Source organism: Hymenobacter latericoloratus (assembly GCF_014199535.1).
GTDB classification, from domain to species: Bacteria; Bacteroidota; Bacteroidia; order Cytophagales; family Hymenobacteraceae; genus Hymenobacter; species Hymenobacter latericoloratus.
The window spans coordinates 1014271-1039812 of record NZ_JACHNV010000002.1; the positions used below are offsets into that span (position 1 = coordinate 1014271).

A 25542-nucleotide genomic window follows, 5' to 3' on the forward strand; every position below is an offset into this window, starting at 1 on the left:
TGTCCTTCTTACCAGATCCTGCTTGTCATCCTGAGCGCAGCGAAGGACCTTCTCACGTCAGATCGACATCGGAGGGGTAGTAGCTCAACCGTAAGAAGGTCCTTCGCTGCACTCAGGATGACCGCCTTTCCTTTTGCTTACTATGGCCGCTGCTACCCCCATCCAACCCATTAAAGTCATCATCTGGGACCTGGACGACACGTTTTGGAAGGGTACGCTCTCGGAAGGCGCAGTGGAGGCGCTGGAAGATAACCTACAGCTGGTGCGCGACACGGCGGCCCGCGGCATTGTGCATACCATCGTCAGCAAGAACGATTTCGCGCCGGCCGAAGCCAAGCTGGTGGAGCTGGGCATCCGCGACCTGTTTGTGTTTCCGCAAATCAGCTGGCAGCCCAAAGGCCAGATTATCAAGCAGCTGCTGGAACAGATGCAGCTGCGGGCTCCCAATGCCCTGTTTCTGGATGATAACTCCATGAACCGGGCCGAGGCGCAGTACTACAACCCCGAGCTGCAGGTAGCCGACCCTGCCGACCTGCCCGCGCTGGCCCCGCAGCTGCGCGCCAGCGGTAAGCCCGACCCTACATTTTCGCGCCTGGAGCAGTACCGGTTGCTGGAGCGCCAGCAGCAGGCCCGCGCCGCCTACGACGATAACCTGGCCTTCCTGCGCGACGCCCAGGTGCGCATCGAGTTCCGTGAAGGAGCGGGGGTAGGGCCCGATCTGGACCGCATCGAGGAGCTGATCAACCGCTCCAACCAGCTCAATTTCACCAAGCGCCGCGTTACCAGGGATGAGTTGCGGGCCAGCTTCACGGATGCCACCCGCCGCTGGGGCACCGTGCGGGTGCACGACCGGTTCGGCGACTACGGCCTGGTGGGAATTTATTGCCTGAACACGGCTACTAATCAGTTGGAACAGCTGGTGTTTTCCTGCCGGATTCTGCATTTGGGTGTGGAGCAGTTCACCTACGCCCACCTCGGTTTTCCCGCGTTGGAGGTGCAGGGCGAGGTAGCTACTACCCTCAACAACACGGAGAAACCCGACTGGATTACTGTTGAAACCGGAGCTCCGGCTGCGGCGGCCTCCGCCCCGGTTGGGGAGCGGCTGCGGGTGCTGCTGAAAGGCGGCTGCGACTTAGGGCAACTCACGCCCTTTTTGCAGGCCTTTGAGCTGGACGTAGTGGAAGAGTTCAATTACAACAACGAGCATCAGATTCCGGTCCACCTGGAGCATACGGCCCTATTACGCGCCGGGCGCGAGTGGCCCGCCGCCGAGCAGCAACGCCTGGCGTCCTTCCTACCCTTCCTCGGCCGCGAAGCCTTCGAAACGCAGCTCTGGAGCGGCACCTACGACGTGCTGGTGTACAGCCCCCTCATGGACTACACCCAGGAACTGTACCGTGAAAAGACCTCTGGTCTAGAAATTCCGTTCGGTGGCTACCAGAACCTCACGGCCGTGGACCCCGCCACGCAGGCCGCCAAGTACGCCCAGCGTCGTTTTCAGGGTATGGACGAAGCCTTTCTGCGCCGGTTTCAGCAGGAGTTTGAGCTAGTAGGGCAGATAACGCCTGAACAATTCACAGAAAACCTACGCTGGCTGCGGGCACAAGTACCAACTCAGGTTCCCATCTTCCTGTTAAACGGCGCCGAAATAGAAGTACCCGGCTCGGGCGAAACCGGTGCCAAGCAACGGCACCAGCTAATGAATCAGGCGCTAGCCGATTTCGCCGCCTCCGCCGAAAACTGCCAGGTAGTAGATGTGCGCGACTTTGTGCAGACGCCCGCCGACGTAACCAACAACCTCCGCCACTACCACCGCCAGCACTACCGCACCCTGGCCCAGCGCCTGGCCGCCGCCATCGGTGAGTGGCACGGCCAGCACCTGCACCACTCCGCCTGGACCGACCTCAAAGCCCGCGCCACCAGCCTGGTGCTCAGCAAGCTGCGCGGGTTGTTTAAGTAGCCAGTTGTCATGGCGAGCAGAGCGAAGCCATCCTTCCTCGCTTCAGTGACAAGCTCTATAATGTGACAAGCCCCTGACGCTCACACAGTCGTCAAGGGCTTGTCACGTTTCAAGGGGGTAGCACCTTGGTCAGGACGGATGGCTTCGGTGCCCTCGCCATGACAACTCGTTATTGCACCGCCACCAGCTTCGCTAACCGCTCGGTCAGGGCGCGGCGGGAGTAGGCGGTGGCGCGGCCGGCGGGCAAATCGAGGTTGGGGTTGATGCGCCACTGCGCGGCTAGGGCTTCCAGATGTGCCAGCATGGTTTCGTAGTCGGCGTAGGGTAGGGCCTGGCCGGCGCCGCACTCGCGCAGGAGCAGGTCGGCATCCGAGCCAGCGGGACCCACGCACAGGATGGGTTTGCCGGCGGCCAGGTACTCGAACACTTTGCCCGGCAGAATGCCCAGGTTGTTGGCTACGTCCGGTATGGCCATCAGCAGCACCGTGCTTTGCAGCAGGTAACCCACCGACTCATCGTGCGGCACGAAGGGAATGAACTCCGTCTGCTCACCAAGCCCGGCCGCCACTACCTGCTGCCGCAGCCCATCCGATACTTTCCCCACGAAACGCAGCCGCAGCGGCACCGCGGGGTGGCGGCGGGCACACTCGGCGCAGGCGGCCAGCAGCTGCTCGATATGGTAGGTTTCGGAAATGGTGCCGGTGTGGGTGATGAGCAGCGCATCCGGGGGCGGCATGCTCAAGGCCCGAAAATCATCCTCATCGTAACCGTTGGGTACCACCTGGATTTTGTCGGCCGCAATTCGCTCCGATTTGCCCAGGAATAGCCGTTTAGTATGGGGACTGGTCACCAGCACGGCGTCGGCCTGCTCCAGCACCTGCCGCTCGTAGCGGGCATCGAGCCAGCGGGCCAGTGGGGTATGGTTCAGCTCTTTGTAGTAATAAATGTCCGTCCAGGGGTCGCGCATATCCGCCAGCCAGCGCAGGCCGAAGCGGCTTTTTAGCTCCAGGCCAATCAGCTGGGTAGAGTGGGGCGGAGAAGATGTCAGGACGGCGTCAAACTCCTCGCCGGCCGCCAGCAAATCGGCCACGGCCTGCAGGGCGTAGCGGTTCCAGCCCCGACGAGCATCGGGAATGAACAGGTTGCCGCGCACAAACTTGAACAGGCGCTGCAGGCGGCTGGTTTTGCTTTCGCCCACGAAGCCCCCGTAAGGAACCTGCTTGCCGGTCAGGCGTTTATAGCTGTCGAAGGGCTCGAAGGTGCGGGTGCGAATTACGCGCACCTGGGGCGGCACGTCGGCGGCCAGGGAGTGGTCGAGCACGGGGTAGGCCCCTTGGCTGGGGTCCACGGTAATGACCGTCGGCTCCACCCCGAACTGGGGCAGGTGCTTTACAAACTTCAGGCTGCGCTGCACGCCTGCGCCGCCGGAAGGTGGCCAGTAGTACGTAAGAACAAGCAGGCGAAGCGGGCGAGCAGCAGACACGGACACGAAGCGGGGGGGTAGCAATGAAACCGCGAAGGTAAGCACCTGCGGCCTTTCGGGGTTTTCTGGTTACTTTTGGAGGCTGAACCCGGTCCTTTCCTCTGTACACTTCTCTATGGCTGCCGATTACACCGATTTACTAGCCCTGATGGGTGACGTGCTCCGTGCCGTGGACCGGCAGACGGAGGAAAACAAGAAAGCTATTCAGGAGCTGGGCCTGCGCTTCGAGCAACGCATGGAGCAGTCCGATGCTCGTTTCGAAGCCATCTTCGACCGCTTTGCTACCGCCGTAGCCGACGGCTTTATCCGGATGGAAAAGAAGATCGAAGGCGTGAAGGAAGAAGTAGCGGGTGTGAAGCAGGAGGTAGCCAGCGTGAAGCAGGAAGTAACCAGCGTAAAGCAAGAGGTTGCGGGCGTGAAGCAAGAAGTTGCCAGCGTAAAGCAAGAAGTAGCAGGCGTGAAGGAAGAAGTGGCTAACGTGAAGCAGGAAGTTGCCGGCCTGCGCACCGACGTGCAACAAATTGACCAGCGCCTGGCGCGGGTGGAGCAAAATCAGGCTACGCAGGCCGATATGCTGCACCGCCTGGAAGTGCTGGAAAACATCGTGTTGCGAAAAGCTTCTTAGCGTCGGCCGTAATCAGCAAAATCAAAAAAATCAGCGCAAATCTGCGACTCCATGTTCGATAACCTTAGTACCAAACTCGACCGCGCCTTTAAAACCCTTAAGGGTCAGGGCAGCATCACCGAAATCAATGTTGCCTCCACCGTAAAGGAAATCCGCCGGGCCCTCGTGGACGCCGACGTGAACTACAAGGTGGCCAAGGAGGTAACCGACAAAATCAAGGACGAGGCCATGGGCCGCGACGTGCTCATCAGCGTGTCGCCGGGCCAGCTGATGACCAAAATCGTCTATGATGAGCTGACCCAGCTCATGGGCGGCGAAAAGCAGGACATCGTTATCAAGGGCGAACCGGCCGTAGTGCTGCTCTCGGGCTTGCAGGGCTCGGGTAAAACCACCTTCGCCGGTAAGCTGGCCAGCCACATTAAAAAGCAGGGGCGCAACGTGCTGCTGGTGGCCTGCGACGTGTACCGCCCCGCCGCTATTGACCAGCTGAAAGTGCTGGGCGAGCAGATTGGCGTGGAAGTGTACTCGGAGCCGGAAAACAAGAATCCGGTGGAGATTTCGCAGAACGCCATTGAGTTTGCCCGCAAGAACAACAAGAAGGTGGTCATCATTGACACCGCCGGCCGCCTGGCCGTGGACGAGCAGATGATGGCCGAAATCGAGCGGGTGAAGCGGGCCATCAACCCCTCGGAAACGCTGTTCGTGGTGGACTCCATGACGGGGCAGGACGCCGTGAACACGGCCAAGACCTTCAACGACCGCCTGAACTTTGACGGGGTAGTACTCACCAAGCTCGACGGTGACTCGCGCGGTGGTGCGGCCCTCTCCATCCGGGCCGTGGTGGAGAAACCCATCAAGTTCATCTCGACGGGTGAGAAGATGGAAGCTCTCGACCTGTTCTACCCCGACCGCATGGCCCAGCGCATTCTGGGCATGGGCGACGTGATTTCGCTGGTAGAGCGCGCCCAGCAGCAGTTCGACGAGGAAGAGGCCAAGCGCATCAACCAGAAGATCCGCAAAAACCAGTTCAACTTCGATGACTTCCTCTCCCAGCTAGAGCAAATCAAGAAGATGGGCAACCTGAAGGACCTGGTGGGCATGATTCCGGGCATGGGCAAAGCCCTGAAGGACGTGGAAATTGACGACGACGCCTTTAAGCCGATTGAAGCCATCATCAAGAGCATGACGCCCAAGGAGCGCGCCCAGCCGGAGCTGCTGAACGGCTCCCGTCGCCGCCGCCTGGCCAAAGGTTCCGGCACCGACATCCAGCAGGTCAACAACCTGATGAAGCAGTTCGAGGACATGCGCAAAGTGATGCGCACTATGAACAAGATGAGCCAGACCAAAGGCGGCATGCAGCAAATGGCCCGCATGATGGGTATGAAAGGCCCCCTGCGCTAAGCAGCCAGGAACTGCGTAGCTTTATACACCAAAAAGCCCGAATGCTTTAGCGTTCGGGCTTTTTGGTTTTAGCGCAAGGTGAAAATTCAGTTCCTACCTCTCAATCAAAACCTTGACCGGAGTAGTGACCAGCTGGCCGGTTGGGCTCAGTGCCCGGAGGTAGTACAACCCCGGCGCTAAGCGCTGCACGTCGAGCCGGGTTTGCTGCTGAAACTGCTCCCGCATTACTACCCGTCCGTTGCGGTCCAGGACCTGCAGCTCGATTTGTTGTTGCGGATCGGGGTAGGAAACCGTCAGGAAGTCGTGGGCCGGAACGGGGGCCACCGTTAGCGTGGCGGCTGCAACGGCGGCGGCTACCTGCACCACGGAGGAGTAGTGCGCGGTGCCATCCTGGTCGTGCTGCTGCAGACGGTACTGCACGGCAGTGGTAGGTGCGGCCTTATCGGTGAAGCGGTACGTGGTGGCCTGGGCGCTGGTACCCTGGCCAGGCACAAACCCGATGTTCTGGAACGTGCGGCCGGCATCCTGGCTGCGTTGCACCGTAAAGCCCCGGTTTTGCAGTTCCGCTGCGGTTTGCCAGCTTAGCTCTGTGCTCGTAGCCTGTCGGCGGGCCGTGAAAAAGGTGAGCACGACCGGAAGAGGCCGGCCAATGGACTGCACTGCCACGGATGAGGCCTTGGTCAGCTCAATGGTGAGCAGCCCCGTTGCGGCGTCGTAGCTTGAGTGAGCCACTCCCGGCCCCGTAGCCGCTACCGTAGCCGAGGGCATACGCAGCGCTAACGTGGTGGGGCGGCTCACGTATATATCGAATTGGTTTTCCGTCATGTGCTGCCAGCTGATCGTAGCCCGGCGCGACGACTGCAGCACTACCTCCGAGCCGTAGCGCAACTCCGTGCCCTCATCCAGAAAAGCCTGTACGGGATTTCCTGCCTGATCAACCGAAAGAAAAGTCAGCAGCGCGTCGGAACTGATGGAGCGGTCCGGTCCGGGGCTGGTAGTCAGGATAGTATCGGTTTGGGTGAAGGCCACGTCCCGGAAGCCATCGGCGGTGGTGGTTAAGCCGGCGGTGGCAGCCGTGCTGGTACTGACAATCTGGGCGGGGGGAGCAGTAGCAGGGCCAGGGTAGAGGGCGGCCAGAAACTGCGTTTGGGCTGCCCCAGTTTGCTCAACCAACAGGGTAGTATGGTTTTCGGTTGAGTTGTAGGCCAGCTCGTGCACGCCCGTTGCCGTTCTGTACGTAGCGGCAGTGCCCGGAGTAGCTACGTGCGCCGTCAGCCGGGCTCCGTTTTTCTCCCAGGAGCCTTCCTGCTGCGCCAGACTGTTATGGAAAAGACCCGTTTGCGCAGTACCTCCCGCTAGCCCGTAGCCGTGCAGCTGCCAGGTGTAGCGCCGCGGCCCCGCCGACTGCACGAAGTCGGCCAGCAGGTAGTAGCGGCCCCGCACAAACAACGCTTTGCGGGTGACGGAAGCATTCTGGCACGTGGTGCGGGCTTCGCCGAAAGCCAGGCCTCCGGCCTCAAAAGCGCGGGGCAGGATAGCATTCGGTTCATTAGCAGCGCCGGCGTTGCCAAGGGCCGGACCGGCGCCATCTACCAGCACCATGTTATGGTTGGCGGCCTGGCCTACTTCCGCCCGGCGGCTATAGCTCAGGTAGCCGGCATCGAGGGCCAGTAGCTGGCCCTGGGCATGGAGGATGAAGCTGGTGGCATCGGCCTGGTTATGGCCGCCGGAGTTGGTTTGCACCGCACCGCTTTTACCGTACAAATGGAGGTAGGTAGCTACCGAATCGGGACCAGCCTGCAGGATCAGGTTGCCGCTGTGGGGCAGGTGGGTAAGGGTAGGGCGGGAGCGAGGGGTAGGCGTTACCTGCGCGGCCAGGTAGGCCGCGCGCATGTCCACCGTCGCGTCGCGGAGCTGGGCGTTCAGCGAGTTCAACTGCCCCCCCGACAGGCGTCGCAGGTGCAGCGGCACCGCGTAGCGGCTTTTGCCAGTAAGCGCCAGCTCGGGCATGGCCATATCCACGTACGAGTCTTCCAAGGCCGGGAAACGGCCGTCCGGCATCAGAATAGCCGTTATCCACTCGTATAGCTGGTCGTAGCGCGGGTCAAAGTAGGGGTTGCGGATGCGGCGTGTGGTGCCGTTGTAGGTGCAAGAGAAACTGATATCCGGAGCGAAGTTGCCCAAAGCCCGAAAAAACGGCAGACAGTTCAGAAACGCATACTTGAAGTAATACGGACCTTCGGCGTAGCCAGCTACTGCCGTTGGGTCCGACTGGCGCTGGGCGTCTTCCCACAGCACGTTATCGAGGTGGAACAGCCCGGTGTTTATCCAGTTTATTGGCTGCTGATTCACGTCGGGGCTGGTGGCGTCATTCAGCACCACGGCCGCCATACCCAAGGCGGCCGCGGTCATCAGGGTGTGGTTGTTTTTGACTTGGCGAAAGAAATACACGCCCAGGAAAGGCCGGTTTGATTCGCGGTACAGATTACCAGCGAACTGCTGGAGCTTTGTTTTACCTACCTGCAACTCGGCCTCCGTTACTCCGGCGCCCCGAAGTAGGTCGTAGGCAATCAGGTAATCGATAAGCTCCTTGGAGCGCCACTGCCACTCGGTGTATGTGGTACCCGAGAAGCTGGCAAAGGCCTCCACCGCCGGGTTCAGGCTTTCCAGTGCTCCTACCGCCTGCTGCTGGTACAGGGCGCGCTCTGGCCCGGGTAGAGGAATAAGGGAAGCGCCAATCGGCTTCCGGTCCATGAGCAGCACAAAGGCGGTATTTTTCGCAAAAGTGGCCCTGCCACGACGCTCATCCGCAGTAGCATTTCCGTTGGCCGGGCCGGCGAAGATGCTGGTGTACAAGCTGGCGTAGAGCGTCTGGTTCTGCGGTGCGGCCAGAAACTCCCGGCCGCCCGGTACGGCGGCGGGCGTGAGCAGGGTGCGGGGGTAAGTAGCGGTAATGCCCGCCGGGCTCCAGCTGCCCGTTTGGGCAAATGCTGAAGATGCTAAAAGCCAGAAGAGAACAAAAGAAAGTAGAGAGTTTTTATTCAAAACTTATATTGGTTTAATTATAGTTAAGCCGCTGCTCGTTTCGGCTGCTTAGTGGGGTAATAGTTTTATCTAGAAAAGAGTTTCCTTCTATTTCGACAGCCACTAGGGCGTTAAGAAGCCGCAAAAACAAAATCCCGTCCTATTCCAGAAATAGGACGGGATTCCCAGGATGTAAGGGGCGACGACTTGAATATGTAAATAAAGTTTAATAATCGGTACGGCCTTCCTGCTGCTCCCAGGCCCGGAAGCCGGCTCTGGCTTCGTCACGTAATAATTCCACCATTGGGATATGGCGGGCGCCCAACGGCTTCTCTAATTCTTCATAAATAAATTGGTCGTCGAAGCCGATAGCGGCCGCATCCTGCTTGGTGTTGCCGTAAAACACGCGGCGGGGTCGGGCCCAGTAGATAGCGCCGAGGCACATGGGGCACGGCTCGCAGCTGGTGTACAGGTCGCAGCCATCGAGCTGAAAGGTGCCCAGGGCGGCGCAGGCCTTGCGAATGGCATCTACCTCGGCGTGGCAAGTAGGGTCGTGGGTGCTGGTAACCTGGTTGAAGCCTCGGGCAATAATTTGCCCGTCCTTAACGATTACAGCCCCGAAAGGTCCGCCGTGGCCAGCCTGCATTTTTTCAACGGACAAGCGAATTGCTTCGCGCATAAACTCAGGGTTGGGCGCTTCCATACGGGTAGGGTCAGGGAATGAAGAAAGGTGAAAGCCGAAGAAACCGGCCAAAAACTGCGCAAAATACAGTATTCAACCCTTTCCGTCGCGAGTCGTCATACCGCGCGGAAAGAGGCTTCTGCCCCAATCGGCACAAATTATAGCGGGCTAGTACCCCCGATTTCTCTTTTATTTATTTCTCCATGCAACCCCAGGGCCCCACTTCCGACTCTATATCGTGTAGACACTACGAATGCTGTTCTTCGAACAGATAATCAACTGGTGCTAATGTAATTTGGCCCGGTATTTGGTTGTCTGTAAAACGAAAGAATAGTTTTTTAGGTGTTTTGGTTGTGGAAAAGGGGGCTGTCGTTGGCAGCCCTTTTTTTGTTGCCCAAAGTGTGCGTTTGGAGGTTGTTAGGGCACATTTGATTGTTATTCACAGTATCGTTCTCCACAATTGGTCAGTACTTATTTGTAAAATTGGTCAGTATACGGCCACAAATACTGACCATTTAGCCCCCAGTACTGACCAAATTTACTCGGGACTGACCTGATTTATTACCTGTACTGACCTGATTTGTTCTCTGGGCTGACCAAATTATCAGGGAAGGAAAGAGCCGGAAATTATTCTGGGCATAGGTAGGGGAGCCAAAATTATTCTGGGTTGAAATCTTTTCTGCATTCGGTTGAAATGCTTCAGATAGTGCTAACTATTTGGTGAATATTTGAAGCTCAGTCTATCACTCCCGCAAGTATCCATATGCCTAAGAGCCGTAGCCGAAAAGGAAGGAAGGTTGAACCTGTAGCGAAAAAAAGGAAGGAGGAAAAAAACCCTGACTCATTTCATAGAATCGGTAACGCTTATTACAAGCTAATGAAGGAGGCCGGGGAACGCATTGATGCTCTGCGCCCGATGATTACCGATTTGACCCTTAGGGAGAATTATCTACTTAACTTTGAAGCAATAGCTTTGAGCTATCGAAAGATTGCTGAAGTGATTGTCTTCGCAAACCTTGCCGGTCATGAGAGAGAGTATGCTGACCTATACCCGAAGTACCAGCAGGAATGGAGAATAAAGGAAATTATTCAGCGTATAAAGGGCATCAATCCCGGTTACTATCCTCGTCCACGCAGAAGGAACCCAACAAAGGATATTAACCAAATAGAACATCTTCAACTGCTATCAGATGGGGAATGGATGACAGAAGATGAGCTAATTGACATGTACAATACATGTAGCGGCTTGATTCACGCCCAAAACTCCTTTAAAGAAGATATCGATTTGACACCTTTTCCTGCTTTGTTTCAGAGCTGGGCTAACAAGTTAGTGGGGTTACTCAACTATCACTTAGTACACTTACCAGATGGAAAGCATTCGGTTTCTTTCCAAATGAGGGATAGTAACACTGGTTTACCATCAGTTTTCCTGTTCGAGGATATTACTGACCAAATGCCGGAGAGTGTGTTGTCTGAACTCCAAGGAAATCAATCGGCTTCATGAGGTAACTGTAATCCAGCAGCTATTACCAGCCTTCAGCAGGTCATCCAGCAGCTTGTAGAATTTGTCACAGGCTTTGCGGGATTCGCCTACGAAGTCCTTGCTTCTGGTAGAACCCAGTAGCAAACATCCATCACTGTCGGAAGCAGTATTGCCCGAGTGTATCCGGATACCCAGAAAGCCGCGAACAACTACCAGAAGGGGCATGATAGCCTTATTCTAAGAGCTGTTAATTCGTTTGCAGTACATTTTTTTGAAAAAAATTTCGTGGACAAGAGCCACAGAATCTTCGCTTGGGGGAGGGGGGAGGTAAAGTACGGGATACGGGTGCAGGGGAGGGGGTAAAAAGGACCTCAACCAACTCCAAATCTGCGAGAACTAAGAGTATTAGGACCCATTTATAGTCTAATATATATATATGTATGATTTGGATAGAAACAATGATTTTGAATGAGTTAATGAGGTATGGTTATAGTACCATATAGTACAGTAAATCTTGATTAAGGGAGGTATAATTTTTAAGTTGTACTTTAATAAAATTGAGAAATCAATTGCTTGAGTATTACGCGAAATGCGAGGGATTTATACCAATTGCTGCATCATGATGATTGGTGTGGTAGGTACGCATATCGAATCTGTGACACATGGCTACATAGTTCTTTTAAAGCCTTGCTTGTAGTGACAGTCAACGGAACCAGCGCATGGTAGCATAACTACACCTACATCCGGAAGAACATGCGGCCTACCCTCTCGTTTGATTCGAGGGGGTTTTTTAATGCCATGCGTGGGCCGCAAAGAAGGTAGGTAAATCGAATCGGAATGTAACGGTATAGTCTGCTGGGTCTTCCTTCAAGAAGCGGCATTGGTCTTCGAATTCCGTAATAGCTTTCCTACGTGTTTCCTCTATTGTATCACCATCAACAAATAAGCTGTAGCCCTGGGCATAGGCTATGATTCCGTTCGGTACCTTTTCAATCAAGAATGTTACAGTAGTCATACGTGGTAGCCTATCGGAATTATACTGCTGCTGCTAACCTCATGACCTGGGTAGCTGTGAATTCCTTCCCCCTTCTGGTTCGGTAGCCGTTTTGATTCAGGATGCTTGCTACTTCCCTCAGGGTCTTGTTCTGCTGAAGAAGCAGGGGTATCAGGTGTGCGGCCTGAACGTTACTCAGGGCCTCCTTGGCTTGCTGCTGTTGGGTTTCCCGGCCTTTGTCCCGGCCTACCTGCGTGAAGTTTTCCGGCTTCCCCAGTGTTTCACCTTTAGCTCGTTTAGCCCCCAGCGCGGCCTTGGTGCGTAGGCTGATGGTTTCCCGTTCGTGTTGGGCTATTACGGCGAAGATGCCTACTGTTAGCGTGTTTGCATCGGGCATATCACAGGCAACGAAATCAACCCCGGTATCCCGTAGGGTGAAGATGAACGCTGCATTTCGGGAAAGCCTATCCAGCTTGGCAATGACCAACCGGGAACGGGTACTCTTCGCTTCAGCAATAGCCGCGTGTAGCTGCGGCCTGTCGTTCTTACTGCCTGATTCGACTTCCACGAATTCCTTCAGGATGGTACCCGAGTTACCTACGAACTGGTTCACGGTAGAACGTTGGGCACCGATACCCAATCCATCACCACCTTGTACTTTGGTTGATACTCGGAGGTAGGTCACGTAGGTCTTCATCAGAAATAGGATTTTATCTGCTGGGAATACGTGAAGATATACCTTTTGTTACAATGGTACAACGCCCATTCTTCCAATGTAACAAGATTGTTGATTCCAATTTAGTACAACCAAAATGGGTTCAATCCAATAACCGCTCGGACGAATATGCTTCAGCTACCTCGGGGCTGATAGGGGGTAACCGCCTTCGAGAATCGACCTGTTTTGAAGTAGAGAGCAGCAAGGGAGTGATTCTAATAACTAATAATGTAGTTATGAGGAAGGTTATTAGGAGCTGGAAGTAGGGAGTAGGTGGGAAGGTAAGTACCCGAAAACTTGGATTCCAGTGAGTATGACAAGATTCTGTAGGGTAGGTAATGGCCTAAGCCTCGTTACGGGGTAGGTAGGGGAGTCAGGTAGGAGGGCAGTTCACCCGAGTACGAGTTTCGAGGCTTTTTTCCACCCCGATAAGCGGTAATTCCCCGTAACTTGGAGCGAGTTTAACGACACGGAAAGCAGCTTCTGTAGCTATATGAACATTGTTATCGATACCAACACTATCAGGACGAACTACATGTTCCGGACGAATACGGCTTTGGCGTTTCTGGATTTCGTAGAGAAGACCGAGAGTGTGATATATATCCCTCGTATCGTCTGGCAGGAGGTAGAAAAGAACTACCGTCAGGATTTGGAAACCCGGCAGAATCAGTACGTGCAAACCTGCAAGCACATGGCCGCCGTGCTAATCAATATGCCCGAGTTTAAGGTTCTCAAGATTGACATAGATAGCGAGGTTGCTTCCTATATGGAGTGGCTTCGCAAGAAGTTGAAGATACGAGAGGACTACCAGTTCATAGAGCACAAACCGGACTACTTGGAAAGGGTAGCGGCACGAGCATTGGTGAAGCGTAGGCCCTTTAATGATAAGAACCAGCAGGAATTCAAGGATACCCTGATATGGGAAAATGTTCTTGATGTTATCAGCGGTGCCGCCGGGAAAGAACATGATGAAGTTGTTTTCATCAGTTCCGATGGCAACGCTTTTGGTGTTGTTCCTTCAGGTGGGGGAAAGAAGGTTCTGCATTCTGATTTAGCAGCTGAGGCGGAGGAAGCACGTCAGAAGGGTAAAACGCAAGGATTTTACTATTACACCAGCTTGGAAGACTTCGTATCCGCTCACAGTCTCCCAATCCAAGGTATTACTGAAGAATCCGTAGGAGAGTATCTACGGGCACAAAAGGCAGCATTAGAATCAGCCTTTGCAATTGCCCTGCAAGAAGATGTGGTAGACTTTGCTAATGCTGCCAGACTGCGTAATCCGGAGTATCAGTTGCCATTAATTGAGTCCGATTTAGCGAAGCACGTAGTTACTGATACGTCTGACGTATTCGCGTTGAATGTGTACACCTTCGAGAAGACGAAGCGGATTGTGATATTCTGTCGTGTATATCTGACGATAGAAGTTCCGTTGACCTTTGCTCCGTTGGATAACCCAGAATCTATTCGCGTTCATTCTGCTATAGCTACCTATCAGGTAAGCTTAAGCATTCAGTTCAAGGATGGTGAAATGGGTGAAATCAAGATTGAACATGTAGGCTTAACGGGAGAAAAGAAACTGGCTATTGATAATAGTTATCAAATCAGTGCTTTATTGAAGGCCATAGACAAAACCAGTGACGTATCACAATCTATGGAAGAAATGAAAAAACAATTTGCATTGCTTAATAAATTTAGTGACATGCTCAAAGAATTTGAGCGCATCAACAAAGGATTCTATAGTACTTCACAGATTGAAAGGGCGGATAAAGTGATTGAAGGCTTAAATAGTAGTGTTATGGAACCCCCAGCGGTTAAACTTCCTCCTTTGAGCCCTGAGCCTGTCAAAGGTTCTAATCGGACGCCAAGAAAGAAGAAGAAATAACTTTGCCGTACTTCGGGTACTGCCTTATAATTCTATCTTCTGATAGATTCTTCAGTATGTATATTATTCTTGATACCAACATCATTCAAAAGAGCTGGAAGTTCGAATCATTAGAACACCGTGCCTTACTTGACTTTGTTGAAAGGACTGGGGCAATAATCCTAATGCCAGAAGTCATTTGGGATGAAGTAGCGGGACAATACTTAGAGAAGCTGAAGCCTCAGGTTAAATCCTTGAATGATACTGCTGATAACATTGAAAGATTCTTTCCTGATTCCCCAGGAATTGTTATCCCTCGTTTTGACTATCAGCAATTATTAGAAGAATATCAGGCTTTCCTTCGGGATACGTTACGAGAGGGCAAAATTATGTGGCCTGATACTGTGTTTCTACCTTATCCGGAGAACGCATTAGGTAGTATAGCGAAGCGAGCAATAGCCCGTAAAAAGCCATTTAATGCCAAAGGAGAGGAATTCCGGGACGCTATCATCTGGTTTACTATCCTGAAGTTTCTCAGGGATGGTGCGTATGATTCTTTGGTATTTATATCAGATAACGTTAATGAGTTCGCTAATGTACCCAATGACAGAAATAGCTTACACCCTGACTTGCAAGCTGATGTTCAGGATGAATTAAATAGAAACTTATTCAAGTATTATTCTTCTCTAAAGTCATTCCTCGATGACTATTACGAGCCTGTTAAACCTCTGACACTGGAATGGATACATGCTAACCTTGATTATCAAGAACTCAATGCTAAGGCGTTATATGTACTCACGAAGAAGAATTCAAATCTGAGGGAAAAGCTTGCGCAACTTGATTACTATCCATTTGATTCTACTGATTTGGTTCTTCAAAAGGCTGTTGTAAAAGAAGGTACTACCAAGATATTTAGGTCTAATATTTACTCTTTTCTAAATGGAACATTATGGTTAAGTATTAGTGTAGCTATGGATGTAAATTTCTTAGAATACAGTGAATATGAATTGCACGTAACGACATTAAGAATTGCTTGTCCGATTAGTTACCGCATCGAAAACGAGAAACTTACCAATATAGACCTGAAAAGAGTTTATGTATCCGATGTGCATCTGCGGATAGTTCCTCTGGACTAATCTCGGGTTACATCTGTTAATAGTTCTGGGTTAATTACCAGATAGTAATCGATTATTCCCCACTGATTAGGTTCTGAGTATTTGATAAACCCCATGCTTTCATATAGGGTTCGGGCGGCTTTATTGTCTTAGTGGGCACCGAGTACAATAATCGTTTTACCCAGCGTGTAAGCTTCCCTGATTGCTTCCCCGAGGACGTATCGGGCGTACCCCTTGCTCCAGTACTCGGGATGGGTATGTACGGATTGGAACTCGCATTCATGTTCTTCTTCGCGGGTACTCAGGTCGATTCTAACCTGAGTAACGGGTACTTCATCTACTATCAGCAGTAGTTGTACGTTGTGGTAACCATCTATTAGGGTTTCATTACGATATAGTTTCTTCAACTGGTAGAATCGTTATCTGGTAGGTGTTATGCGGTAGTAGGAGGTTGGGTACGATGGTAATTCCTCGGTAGATATGCTTGTTATCTTCTTTGATAATCTTCATTTCCCTAATTAGGTCATAAAACACCTTGCTACCAGCAGTGAGGTTATCACAGTCCATCCGGCTATTGTATTCGATATGGAGTCTGAAGGCCAGTAGGGGTGGAATCTGGGCCTGTAGGAGTAAGGGCCGGAATAATTCCTTGTACTCGTTCTTGACCTTGTTCCTCTGCTGGTAATGTTTGTTGTAGGCTGCGTTAATGGATAACCATCTGCCCCGGAATGTTAGTTGGTACATGTACCTGAATACGGGGTTCAAGTAGGGTACCAAGAATCGTAGAATGAAAAAAGGCTACCCCAGTTAAGGAGTAGCCTTCATCATCCCGAAGAGGGCAGGGGAATTACTTATTCTTCTTTCTTCCTTTGGTACTGCCACCGTGGCCGGGACGGTCAGAATCGGTATCAGTGTCCTCGGCTACGTTGCTGCCACCGTGGCCGGGGTCGGAAACCTTCTTATCAAATAGCTCGGGATACTGCATCCGGAAGGCCATTGCTTCCGCGCTAAGGGCACCTTTGCCGGAAGCCAGTTTAGGAGTTCCATCAGCCTTTCTACCGTAGGGGGCCTGGGGGTACTTGGTTACGTTGGCTTGATACTCGGGAGAATCGTTAGCGGGTTCATCCCCACCTTCCAACATAGCAATAGCTTCTTCAATCATTGCATGTCCCTTCCGGAACAGTTGTAAGGCTTTGCTGATGTCTTTCTGTTTGGCGATTTTCTCTGGCTTGCCTTCGTTTTTGACTTTACTCAGCAGAGCTAACATTTGTTCTTCGACAGTTGCGGATTTCCGGGGCATAGTAGTAGGTTATCTGGGGTGAAGGATGAAGATTCGGTAATGATACATTCATTTACCAGATAACCTACCGCAGGGTTTACTTATTCTTTAATTTGATATTCAAGTGAAGTTTCTTCAATTCTTTAGCGAAGATGGTACGGGCTTTCTTTTCGTCTTGCTCTCGCACCATCAAGGCATCGTGAAGGGTAATAATCTTGGTTCGTTCAATTCCTGCGTCTATCAAAGCTTTGACTACTCGGGTATATATGATACCACTTTCAATACGTTGTGCCAGTAGACAGTTGTTAGAATGCTTATTTCCGGGGTTTATTCCTTTCCAGTCGAATAGCTTAATCTTTCGGAACAATTCATGTACGCTGGGGAACATGTCCTTGAAGAGGAGGTAGCTTCTTAGGGTGAACAGATACCCTTCCTTCTTGTCGATTTCGGCTTGAGGTGCTCCCTGAAGGATTAGCGTCAGGACTTCCATTTCTGCTTCCGCGAGGTCATATCGTTCCATCACTTCATAATCGGAATATGCACCCCGGTAGTAGACTCCCTTAGCATCGTTGCGAGTCAGGGAAGTTAGAAGCTTGCTGCCGTAGGTTTCATTGAATCTATCCCGTAGTTGCTCGTAGATGTCGCCCGTAGCGCACAGTTCTTGGTAGTGCTGATAGTTCGTGTCATTGGCAACCTTCGCGTACAAGGGTGCGGCCTCTGTGCACTCAGGAGCGAACTTCATGATTAGCTTGGGGGTAATACTTGCCAGGATTGCGGGTTGGCTGTTAACCAGGTCGATTTCTACCAAGGGAGAATCTTCATCACCCCGGAAGCGGTACCAAGGCCGTACCACCTTATGGGTATTTACAATATTGGAATGAACCCGATGTCCGAACTCACAGATAGGGTTTTCCTTGATGGGGGTGGTATTGAAGAGGGTAATGAAGTCCTGAGGTGTTACCCTCTTGTTCTGCGCTGCGAGGATATCTTCAATCTTCTGCCGGGATTCCGGGGTATCGAGTAGAATCACATTCTTCATGTTCTGCGCAATGATTTGACGATAGCGTTCCTCGTAGGCTTGGCGTTCCGGGCTAACCGTGTTCAGCTTGAGTAATTCCCGTTGACCTACGTGTTCCCTCAGGACTTTGTAAAGTTTCTCTGTACCCTGAAGATGCTCCGGGATTTTGAACGACTTACAGCGGCCTGTATAGTCTCCCTTGAAGTAGAAGCCATCCTGGAAGTATTCCCCTTCCCGGTTGTGGCGTAACATTGTCAGGAAGTCATTATCCAGTAGGAGCTTCATTACTTCCGAGTAGTCATCCCCGAGGAAGGAACGTTGGATAGAACGGGATATCTGAACGTAACCGGGGAAGTCAGGGTCTTCATCCTGCTTTTCCCTGAGTAGGGTAAGCTTTTCCGTATAGAGGTAGGTGTAGAGGAACAAGACTCCCTGTAGGAGCTTGCCGGTACCACGTTCACCCGTTAGGCAAACGTTAAGGTCATTGGTGTTAAGGTTTGGGGGAAGGAAAAGACTGATTTCATAAGGCTTCCCTGTCGATACTTTCGTTGTTGGCACTTAGGTTCTATGTACGTACTCTGAGTTAGGTAGTACCAGTGTTCTAAAACTGGGGGTTCGTATGGTGCGGGTTAGAACGGAAGGGAGAGCATAGAACCAAGACTCTCCCTTCCCCCGGTCACATGTAAATACTGTGACTGCACCAAACATACCCTCAATTGTAGCTTCCGCGAAAGACAATCCTTCAACTTTCCTTCAATCGAAGAGGAAGTATTGGATTGATGAACGAATCGTTATTTCAACTCGGTACCCGCGTTTACACGTACGTGTTATACATAAGTTCAACGATTAGATACTTTGTATCTTTATTCTCCTTTTATCACTATATACTGTTCAACGAAGCGGTAGTAAAGGATATATACTAAAGGTAGTAGATGTTCGGTAGTGGAAGGGTATACATAAAGGGATAAGGAATGGGAGTTGGTTATATGGGAATGCGTACGAACATTTTGTAAGTAACTGATAATCTACCAAATAAACCATTTAAAAATCGTTGAACATAGGGTAGTAACGAACGGGGAAATAACGGGGAAGCCCCCGTAAACGAAGAAAGCTCCCCCGTAGGAGAGCCTTCGTCAATCTGGTTCAGTAGGTAAGCCAGTATGGGAGCTGGAAGAATCTTACCATGTAGTAAGCCTTACCCCTAAGGCTATCAGGTATGCGGTATGTCAACCCCAATATACCCTCAGTACGAATCATGGGAAATGAAGAAACACTGTTTTCAAATCAATCATTTGTGCCAAAGGGTAACCATATACTTATTTTTTATTTCACCCATATCATTTTCGCCAGAGCCTACTGCAACTTTTACTAAGTAATTTGTTCCGGAATAATATTCAACAATAGTGGTTTTGCCTTCAGCATTAGTTACAACATCTGACTTTGTTTGTGTCATGTTATAGCGTTTTATAGCTGCTATTATCATATTATATACAGCAAGATTCGGGGTTTGATACGTTACTGCATACATACAGTCTTCGTCTTTTCCCAATGTTAAAAAGGCAACCGCTTTCCCACTGGAATATGATAATGGTTGGTAAGCCCAAAACACATCGGTGAAATCGCAATTCACATGACCTTCATCAACCCCCTTGAATATCCAGCCTTTAGGTAGGAGTAGGCGGTTTACACCACTTGGACCGCCTTGCTGCATAGCAATGAGGTTATCCAAGGTGAGAGCTTGTTGAGCCTTACAGAAGCCAGATGATAGGGCAATCAGGCAGATGATAAGAACGAGTACTCGTGTACGCATATAGGGAAGTTTGAAAATTAGACCTTCAAAGATAAGCTCGCCTACAAATCAAGCATGGTAGAAAACAAAAAAGCCCCCGGATTCGAAGGCTTCATCCTTTCTGTTCAACGTTATTGAAGAAGTTCAGGGGCTTGTCTCGGGTAACCTTCGCTTTACTGAAGTACAGGGCTAATGTGTTCATTTCCGTATGGCCTGTTACCCCCATGACTTCCGGGATGGTGTAGCCACTCTGGATAGCCATATTAATCCACGTACGGCGTCCGGTGTGTGAACCCAGTTCTTGCCATACCAACGGCTTCCTGCGTGTCTTAGGGTCAAGATATGGTACCTTTTCTTGGCCTTGGAAGTCGAACCATGTTACTTCCTGCTGGAACGAGGGTATGTCTTCGCAGAACTCCCGGAGCAAATCCCGGAAGTAGTCGTCCCGCATCGGTTTGAACTGATAGTCGTTCCGAACAAGGATTGACTTGACCAACGGGGTAACCGGAATCTTCACCCGGATTTGTTTCTTCTGGGTCTTCTGCGGAGTCATGACGATGTATTCCGTAGTGTTACCGTGCCTGTCGGTATCCACCTGTATTAGTTCCCGGAAGTTCACGAAGATGTCGACGAACCTTAGGCTGGTTCCACACATGAACATGAACAAGTCCTTCACCCGCTGGTAACCCTTGGGGGTAGTGCGGTTGGGTTGCTTCTCGTACGACTTCATTGCCTTCTCGTACTTCCAGAAGTCTTGAAGCTGTTCGAGGCTCAGGTACACCACATCGTTCGCGTAGATGGGTAGTTTGAAGGTGTAGCCCTTATAGCTGGTACCCAGATTCAGTTCGTCCACGAAGTAGTTCAGGATACCCTTGATTTTGCTCGTGTAGTTCTCGATGCTGGTATTCGAGAGTTTCTTCTGAATCATGTAGTCTTCCAGCTCATACATGATGGTACGGTTCACGTCCTGAATCCGTAGGGTCTTGCTGTAGCCTTCCACCATCTTCATGATGGATACATACCCAGCGGAGGAATTACGCTTCAGGTTGTTTCTCTTCTCATCGAGAAAGCGTTGGAAGTAGGTAACCAGTAGGTCTTTCTTGGTGCTCTCCAAGGTGCTGATGTTGCCTTCGAGTTCGTCAAGCCTACGCTGATTGTTTTCCTTCCACTGTAGCCGTTCCTGGATTTCCTCGTCAATCCGTCTGAGGTATTTCTTGGTGTTGTAGATTTTCTGGTTCTTCGCGTACTCGTCACTCTTCCGAAAGAACAGCCTACGTTTTTCTTCCAGAAGCCTGTCAGCAACGATTCGGTCATACTCAGTTCGGACTAAAGCAGCGGTTACCGCTTCCCCTCGCTTGAGTACGATTTCGAACGCCTTATACAGCTCCCCGCTGATGGTAGTGACCAGCTCGTTCAGGGCAATCGATTTGTCGCCTACTACCTTCCCCCGTTTCAGCTCCGAGGGGTCAATGTTCTCCCCGGTGCTGATAGCTACTTCCAAGCGAGTACCGTCACTGTTCTTGTGTCTGAGAATAACCCAAAGTGGGTTCTCTGCTTTCTTCTTGTTCTTGACTCTTACCAGTGTTGATACGGTAGCCATTCGGGTAGGGGTAACGTGTACATCAGGGCGTTAAGGTGAAGCCAAGGTAGTACATGTTCCCTGAAAAATGGTCAGTCCAGAATCTAAAATTGGTCAGTCCAGTTATTAATAATCTGCGTTTTTAGCCAAATAAAACAGGTTTTGAGTTTCAACCTGTTTTGGTTGTGGAAAAGGGGCGGGCTGTTAGTCCGCCTTTTTTTATGCTGTTACACAGGCTGTTAGCGGTATCTGCCACCTGCTTTCCCAGGGTTGCTGCGCGGGTAGTCTGGAGCTGACATGCAGAAAATATAAAAGACTACCCCATAGGCGCCGCCCAGGCGGTGCCCATGGGGTAGTCTTTTTGTTGCTGGCGGTTCTACACCACTACGCGTAGCTCATAGGCAGCATTCGCGCCGGGCGAGGCCGTAGCGGGCGTAGTGCTGAATGCTCCCACCCGGCTGGGGCCGTACCCCAGGTTCACTTTAATCCACTCATCGCGCACCGGCAGCAAGGCAATAACTTCCTGCCGCAGCCGGTCTAACTCGTCGCGCAGATGCTCAAGGCTGAGGCGAATTTCTTCGTGGGGCTGATCGTAGCTTCCCGCTGCCGAGCGCTGCTCGTAGTCGGTGGGGGGAGCAGATGGCTGGTGCCGGTGCGTAAGGTCGGTAGCTTTTACTTCGGCCCGCTGCAGCTCCTTTTCGGTTTGCAGGTACGCTTGTAGCTTATCGGCCAGCGGCTGCAGCGTGGGGTCGAGGTAGTCGAGATTGGTTGCCATGAGTGGGAAAGCGAAGAGAATGGTTGCTGAGCTTCACAACGCAGCGGCCACCGGAAAGGATGCACGCGGCCAGCCCGGTGCTTGGCCTTTCAGGGGGTGGCAGGGGTAGGCCGACGGTTGCGCTGGCACTTCTCGCCGCAGTACTTTACCTCGTCCCAGAAAGGCTCTCAGTTGAAGGAAACAAGGTTTTTGAGTTCTCATTGACACATGCTTTGATACACAGATTGATACATGAAATCATGTGTTATCGGGCCTTTGAAAACCAAAACCCAAGTTCAAAATGTCCAAAATCACTTTCATTCTTCGGCCTGAAAACAAGAAAGGAGAGCACCCAATTAGTATAAAACATACCCATGATGGCAGTCCATTTGTCAAGGCTACAGGTGTAGCAGTACAAGCCAAATACTTTAATCAGATTACAGGTAAAGTAAGTAATAAGTTGCCTATGGCTCCTGAGTGGAATGCTTGTATAGCACAGGTATATGCAGACATAGAAGCATCAGCCAGAAACATATTAGGAAAAGGCGGTGAACCGACTACTCAAACTATGGCAGATGAATATGCTGCTATTGTTGCCCAAAGAAGGGTAGGGGAGGGGCAAGAGCCTTTGCAGGTTAAAGAGGCTACCACTCTTATTGAGAGGCTATATCAGGAATTAGAAGCATTGGAAGCTGCCGTATCAAGTAAGAAGCAAGAGATTCAAAATGCTGAGTTGAAGCTTGGAATATATGAAGGTGCTTTATTTGTGCATTTTATAGATAGATATACAGATGAAAAGAAGAATTTAATAAATACAAAAACTTTGAAGTTATATACTAATCTCAGGAATCTGGTAAATGAGTTTAAATCGTGTCTTAGAATTGATGATATTACACTTACAGTAATGAATAGTTTTAGAGATTGGTTAGTAGATAGAGGACTACGTAATCTAACTATTCGGTCTATATTAATCAAATTTAAAGCTGTTATAAACCACTTCTCTGAACCTCTTGGCCTAAACACTAAAGAGTTGCGTAAGTTTGTGAATGTTAAGAAGATAAAGAATAAGAATTTGATATATCTAACGAAAGAGGAGTTAGGGGATTTACTCACTATCAAGCTAGATAATCCAAGATATCAAAGAGTTAGAGATATATTTGGCATAATGTGTCTTACTGGTTTAAGATGGTCTGATGTATTCTTTAGTGAGGCTAATGTTAAAAGTAACGTGCTTAGCTTAACCACCAATAAAACAGCTACTACTATTACACTTCCTTTGTCTTCTCAAGCTGTTGAGATTTTGGAACGTAATAACTATGCATTACAACGAATAGCACAAAGTGAATTCAATACTCAAATAAAAGTAGTATGTGCTATGATTCCTTCATTGTGTGGTTTAGAGGAAATAATACATTATACAGGCACTAATAGAGTAAGACAAGTAATGCCTAAGGCAAAACTAATTAGTGCTCATGCAGGTAGAAAGACTTTTATTAATCTCTGTTTACAGAATGGAGTTAATCCAGCAGTGATTAAGGGCTGGGTAGGCCACTCAGATATTAAGATGATTATGGAGCATTATGCTCACCTGACAGCAAACCAGAATGAGGAGATAGCTAAAGTATTTGTATAGATTGATGCATAAAATAAGAAAGCACAGAAGGTAGGAATGAGTTTCTATCTCTGTGCTTTTTTTAATGAAAATTGTTGTGTGTATGTTTAGTGATTTGATATTATATTTTATAATGAAATATATTTTAATTTATAACATATTGGGTATAATATCTACTCTATATCTATTATGTAACCTGTAATTGGTTTGCCAGTTTTACTATCTCTCTGTTGCTTTTTCTTGGCAGGTAGAAATTCTGTTATATCCTTACTTTTTGCCTTTTTAATAATCTTATGTCTTTTATAAGCTTCTTCTAAAACATCTATAATCTCATTAGAAGAATAAAAGCCGCCTTTCTTTAATCGTGTGTAAACAGAATGTTTAACTGCATCTTTTGCCTCTCTGCTTTCTGAATACATAAGCTCCTTTATTGCCTTCTGCGAGTATCTACTGGTTTCTATTTTCTTTGCCCCTAAAACTTCATACATTTTCTTTATTTCAGGCTCAAGATTCTCTAGTATAGGTATTCTTTCATTAGAAGCGTCATATTTCATAAGACTAATATATTCTTTCATTATTTCTTTGAATGACAACTTAGTAGCTGCATTAACAAAGGCTTCTTCATAATCCACTCTCTGCTCAGATGAAACAACATCATACCCTTGTTTAAGATAAGCATTTCTCACAGATAGGCCGTTGGAATATATTTCGTTAGTGATTGAAAACTCGAATGCCTCACTCATTTCTTTTAAGTCATCATATTCCAGTTGATTTGTTTCTTCATTATAAAATAAATAATCATCTTCTAAGCTCATTTCCATTCTCTTCTTGAATGCTTCCTTCTCAATACTAGAGAATTTATTAAATACACTTAATTGAAGCTTAGTAGAGATTTTTTTATTATTAACCCAATCTTCAAAGTCTTTTTTGTTCATCTCAATAGCACCTGTATTATAAATATGAATAATAGTATCTTTAAAGGGGTTATCAATCGTCCTTATCCTTCCTGCAATCTGATATACATCTGTAGCAATATCTACTAATGTGTGCTTTTTCTGTACGTTAGAAACAACAATAGCCAATCCGTTATTACTATATATATCACATCCACTAAATGCTTTACTAGTAAGGAAATTAATTGGCTTGTTATCTCCAATAGGCTTTGCTATTGAATATTCACCTAATAAATCTCTATGAGCTAGAGTATCGGCACATATAATTTTTACCTCACTAGGAACAAGATTAGTGTTATCTATAATGTCTTTAATTGCTATTACTGAGTTTACATATACAAATAACTCATTAGTAATATTAGGACCAATCTTTTCCGCATAACCATTAGCCTTAAATCGTTTGATAATATTGCTTACACTATGATATGGTTTAGCAGTCTTGAGTGTAACAGGTTTGATTACTGACACATCTTCCCAAAGCAATTCAGTATACTCTAATTCTTTAAAAACTTTAGGAGTGTATTGTTCATCTATTGGGGTGGCACTCATGTAAGTTGTATAATTAAATTTACTAGCTTCTTTAACCAGTGAATTAATAGCCTTGTTACGGTAACTGTAAGCTTTTAATAGCTCTGTGTATTCATCTACTAGAAGTCTAAAGTGATTATATACATCTATCCCTAAATCTTGTAATTCTTTTGTTACTTTATGTAAGCTATCATAAGTAACCATTATAACAGGGACTGCAACTATTTCTAAATAGAAACTAAGTGACATCGGATTAACAGAGGCACCTTTCTGGTAGTATACACCGAAAACATCTGGGTGCTTCTCCATTTTATTCTCAATCAGAGCAGTAGTGGGAACAGCAATGATATAGGGGTGCTTACTGTCGATAGCTAAGGTACTCCCTCCTACCCCTGTACCTCCTTTGGCTAGTATGCCTTTAGGCAATTCAAATCCCTCAATCTGAGATAGGTACAATAGAGGTTTGCCATTGGCTCTAACTCTTGGGATGTTGATGACATTTTTCTTCATAATACATTGATTTTAAGTTGTTTATAAATTTAAATAATGGTTACATTGTAACTGAAATCCTGTTTTTACACTCTTGTATAGGCTATAATTCTGACATTTCGATTACAGAAATGAGAAAAATAAAAGCAGTTGTCTGCCTCTTTCGTATTGATGCAAAGATACTCAAATTATAGTATA

At 49.3% G+C, this 25542-nt stretch carries 19 protein-coding genes and 1 pseudogene; 7 read left to right on the plus strand and 13 right to left on the minus strand.

Annotation, left to right across the window (positions count from 1 at the left end; genetic code table 11):
- The first annotated feature begins 142 nt into the window (after positions 1-142).
- Positions 143-1960, plus strand: coding sequence for a hypothetical protein (locus GGU46_RS09900; protein WP_183403351.1), 1818 nt, complete (start codon positions 143-145; stop codon positions 1958-1960).
- 169 nt (positions 1961-2129) lie between these two features.
- Here the strand turns inward: GGU46_RS09900 and GGU46_RS09905 are convergent, their stop codons facing one another.
- Positions 2130-3449, minus strand: coding sequence for a glycosyltransferase family 4 protein (locus tag GGU46_RS09905; RefSeq protein WP_317171892.1), 1320 nt, complete (start codon positions 3447-3449; stop codon positions 2130-2132).
- Between the two features lie 109 nt (positions 3450-3558).
- Here GGU46_RS09905 and GGU46_RS09910 point away from each other — a divergent pair, with 109 nt between their 5' ends.
- Complete coding sequence (locus GGU46_RS09910) at positions 3559-4068, plus strand: hypothetical protein (protein ID WP_183403352.1); 510 nt, start codon at positions 3559-3561, stop codon at positions 4066-4068.
- Positions 4069-4119: 51 nt separating this feature from the next.
- Positions 4120-5469 carry a signal recognition particle protein gene (gene ffh / locus GGU46_RS09915; protein ID WP_183403353.1) on the plus strand — a complete coding sequence of 450 codons (1350 nt, stop codon included), beginning with the start codon at positions 4120-4122 and terminating at the stop codon, positions 5467-5469.
- A gap of 93 nt (positions 5470-5562) precedes the next feature.
- Here ffh and GGU46_RS09920 read toward each other — a convergent pair whose 3' ends face one another.
- On the minus strand, positions 5563-8514 hold the full coding sequence (locus tag GGU46_RS09920) for a heparinase II/III domain-containing protein (protein WP_183403354.1): 2952 nt from the start codon (positions 8512-8514) through the stop codon (positions 5563-5565).
- A gap of 205 nt (positions 8515-8719) precedes the next feature.
- Positions 8720-9172 carry a nucleoside deaminase gene (locus GGU46_RS09925; protein ID WP_281378801.1) on the minus strand — a complete coding sequence of 151 codons (453 nt, stop codon included), beginning with the start codon at positions 9170-9172 and terminating at the stop codon, positions 8720-8722.
- Between the two features lie 766 nt (positions 9173-9938).
- On the opposite strand from GGU46_RS09925, the gene GGU46_RS09930 reads away from it, so the two are divergent.
- On the plus strand, positions 9939-10679 hold the full coding sequence (locus GGU46_RS09930) for a hypothetical protein (protein ID WP_183403356.1): 741 nt from the start codon (positions 9939-9941) through the stop codon (positions 10677-10679).
- Here the strand turns inward: GGU46_RS09930 and GGU46_RS22580 are convergent.
- Together GGU46_RS22580 and GGU46_RS09935 are read right to left on the minus strand one after the other, a co-directional pair.
- On the minus strand, positions 10674-10883 hold the full coding sequence (locus tag GGU46_RS22580; protein ID WP_221297347.1) for a DUF5675 family protein: 210 nt from the start codon (positions 10881-10883) through the stop codon (positions 10674-10676). The two genes, GGU46_RS09930 and GGU46_RS22580, sit on opposite strands and share 6 nt — an antisense overlap.
- Before the next feature lie 809 nt (positions 10884-11692).
- Entirely contained in the window at positions 11693-12349 is a 657-nt protein-coding gene (locus GGU46_RS09935) for a recombinase family protein (RefSeq protein ID WP_183403357.1), read from the minus strand.
- 511 nt (positions 12350-12860) lie between these two features.
- On the opposite strand from GGU46_RS09935, the gene GGU46_RS09940 reads away from it, so the two are divergent.
- Positions 12861-14249: a PIN domain-containing protein gene (locus GGU46_RS09940; protein WP_183403358.1), complete on the plus strand. Its 1389-nt coding sequence runs from the start codon at positions 12861-12863 to the stop codon at positions 14247-14249.
- Positions 14250-14305: 56 nt separating this feature from the next.
- Positions 14306-15364 carry a PIN domain-containing protein gene (locus tag GGU46_RS09945; RefSeq protein WP_183403359.1) on the plus strand — a complete coding sequence of 353 codons (1059 nt, stop codon included), beginning with the start codon at positions 14306-14308 and terminating at the stop codon, positions 15362-15364.
- Between the two features lie 128 nt (positions 15365-15492).
- On the opposite strand, the gene GGU46_RS22585 is transcribed toward GGU46_RS09945, so the two are convergent.
- The 7 genes and pseudogenes from GGU46_RS22585 to GGU46_RS22590 form a co-directional block, all read right to left on the minus strand.
- Positions 15493-15750 carry a GNAT family N-acetyltransferase gene (locus GGU46_RS22585; RefSeq protein WP_183403360.1) on the minus strand — a complete coding sequence of 86 codons (258 nt, stop codon included), beginning with the start codon at positions 15748-15750 and terminating at the stop codon, positions 15493-15495.
- 440 nt (positions 15751-16190) lie between these two features.
- Entirely contained in the window at positions 16191-16643 is a 453-nt protein-coding gene (locus GGU46_RS09955) for a hypothetical protein (protein ID WP_183403361.1), read from the minus strand.
- Positions 16644-16719: 76 nt separating this feature from the next.
- The gene (locus tag GGU46_RS09960; RefSeq protein WP_183403362.1) at positions 16720-18066 is read right to left on the minus strand and encodes a hypothetical protein; all 1347 of its coding nucleotides are present in this window, start codon (positions 18064-18066) and stop codon (positions 16720-16722) included.
- A gap of 862 nt (positions 18067-18928) precedes the next feature.
- Complete coding sequence (locus tag GGU46_RS09965) at positions 18929-19450, minus strand: hypothetical protein (protein ID WP_183403363.1); 522 nt, start codon at positions 19448-19450, stop codon at positions 18929-18931.
- A gap of 91 nt (positions 19451-19541) precedes the next feature.
- Positions 19542-21029, minus strand: coding sequence for a phage integrase SAM-like domain-containing protein (locus tag GGU46_RS09970; protein ID WP_183403364.1), 1488 nt, complete (start codon positions 21027-21029; stop codon positions 19542-19544).
- Between the two features lie 355 nt (positions 21030-21384).
- Complete coding sequence (locus GGU46_RS09975; RefSeq protein WP_183403365.1) at positions 21385-21783, minus strand: hypothetical protein; 399 nt, start codon at positions 21781-21783, stop codon at positions 21385-21387.
- A gap of 89 nt (positions 21784-21872) precedes the next feature.
- Positions 21873-21944, minus strand: a pseudogene (locus GGU46_RS22590) (DUF2256 domain-containing protein); the annotation flags it as partial.
- Positions 21945-22063: 119 nt separating this feature from the next.
- Here GGU46_RS22590 and GGU46_RS09980 point away from each other — a divergent pair.
- Positions 22064-23395, plus strand: coding sequence for a tyrosine-type recombinase/integrase (locus GGU46_RS09980; RefSeq protein ID WP_183403366.1), 1332 nt, complete (start codon positions 22064-22066; stop codon positions 23393-23395).
- Between the two features lie 152 nt (positions 23396-23547).
- Here GGU46_RS09980 and GGU46_RS09985 read toward each other — a convergent pair whose 3' ends face one another.
- The gene (locus tag GGU46_RS09985) at positions 23548-25365 is read right to left on the minus strand and encodes a hypothetical protein (RefSeq protein ID WP_183403367.1); all 1818 of its coding nucleotides are present in this window, start codon (positions 25363-25365) and stop codon (positions 23548-23550) included.
- Between the last annotated feature and the right edge of the window lie 177 nt (positions 25366-25542).

Coding starts and splice junctions, on each gene's coding strand:
- GGU46_RS09900 (WP_183403351.1), top strand. CDS start 143: ATGGCCGCTGCTACCCCCATCCAACCCATTAAAGTCATCATCTGGGAC.
- GGU46_RS09910 (WP_183403352.1), top strand. CDS start 3,559: ATGGCTGCCGATTACACCGATTTACTAGCCCTGATGGGTGACGTGCTC.
- ffh (WP_183403353.1), top strand. CDS start 4,120: ATGTTCGATAACCTTAGTACCAAACTCGACCGCGCCTTTAAAACCCTT.
- GGU46_RS09925 (WP_281378801.1), bottom strand. CDS start 9,172: ATGCGCGAAGCAATTCGCTTGTCCGTTGAAAAAATGCAGGCTGGCCAC.
- GGU46_RS09930 (WP_183403356.1), top strand. CDS start 9,939: ATGCCTAAGAGCCGTAGCCGAAAAGGAAGGAAGGTTGAACCTGTAGCG.
- GGU46_RS22580 (WP_221297347.1), bottom strand. CDS start 10,883: ATGCCCCTTCTGGTAGTTGTTCGCGGCTTTCTGGGTATCCGGATACAC.
- GGU46_RS09935 (WP_183403357.1), bottom strand. CDS start 12,349: ATGAAGACCTACGTGACCTACCTCCGAGTATCAACCAAAGTACAAGGT.
- GGU46_RS09940 (WP_183403358.1), top strand. CDS start 12,861: ATGAACATTGTTATCGATACCAACACTATCAGGACGAACTACATGTTC.
- GGU46_RS09945 (WP_183403359.1), top strand. CDS start 14,306: ATGTATATTATTCTTGATACCAACATCATTCAAAAGAGCTGGAAGTTC.
- GGU46_RS09955 (WP_183403361.1), bottom strand. CDS start 16,643: ATGCCCCGGAAATCCGCAACTGTCGAAGAACAAATGTTAGCTCTGCTG.
- GGU46_RS09965 (WP_183403363.1), bottom strand. CDS start 19,450: ATGCGTACACGAGTACTCGTTCTTATCATCTGCCTGATTGCCCTATCA.
- GGU46_RS09970 (WP_183403364.1), bottom strand. CDS start 21,029: ATGGCTACCGTATCAACACTGGTAAGAGTCAAGAACAAGAAGAAAGCA.
- GGU46_RS09975 (WP_183403365.1), bottom strand. CDS start 21,783: ATGGCAACCAATCTCGACTACCTCGACCCCACGCTGCAGCCGCTGGCC.
- GGU46_RS09980 (WP_183403366.1), top strand. CDS start 22,064: ATGTCCAAAATCACTTTCATTCTTCGGCCTGAAAACAAGAAAGGAGAG.
- GGU46_RS09985 (WP_183403367.1), bottom strand. CDS start 25,365: ATGAAGAAAAATGTCATCAACATCCCAAGAGTTAGAGCCAATGGCAAA.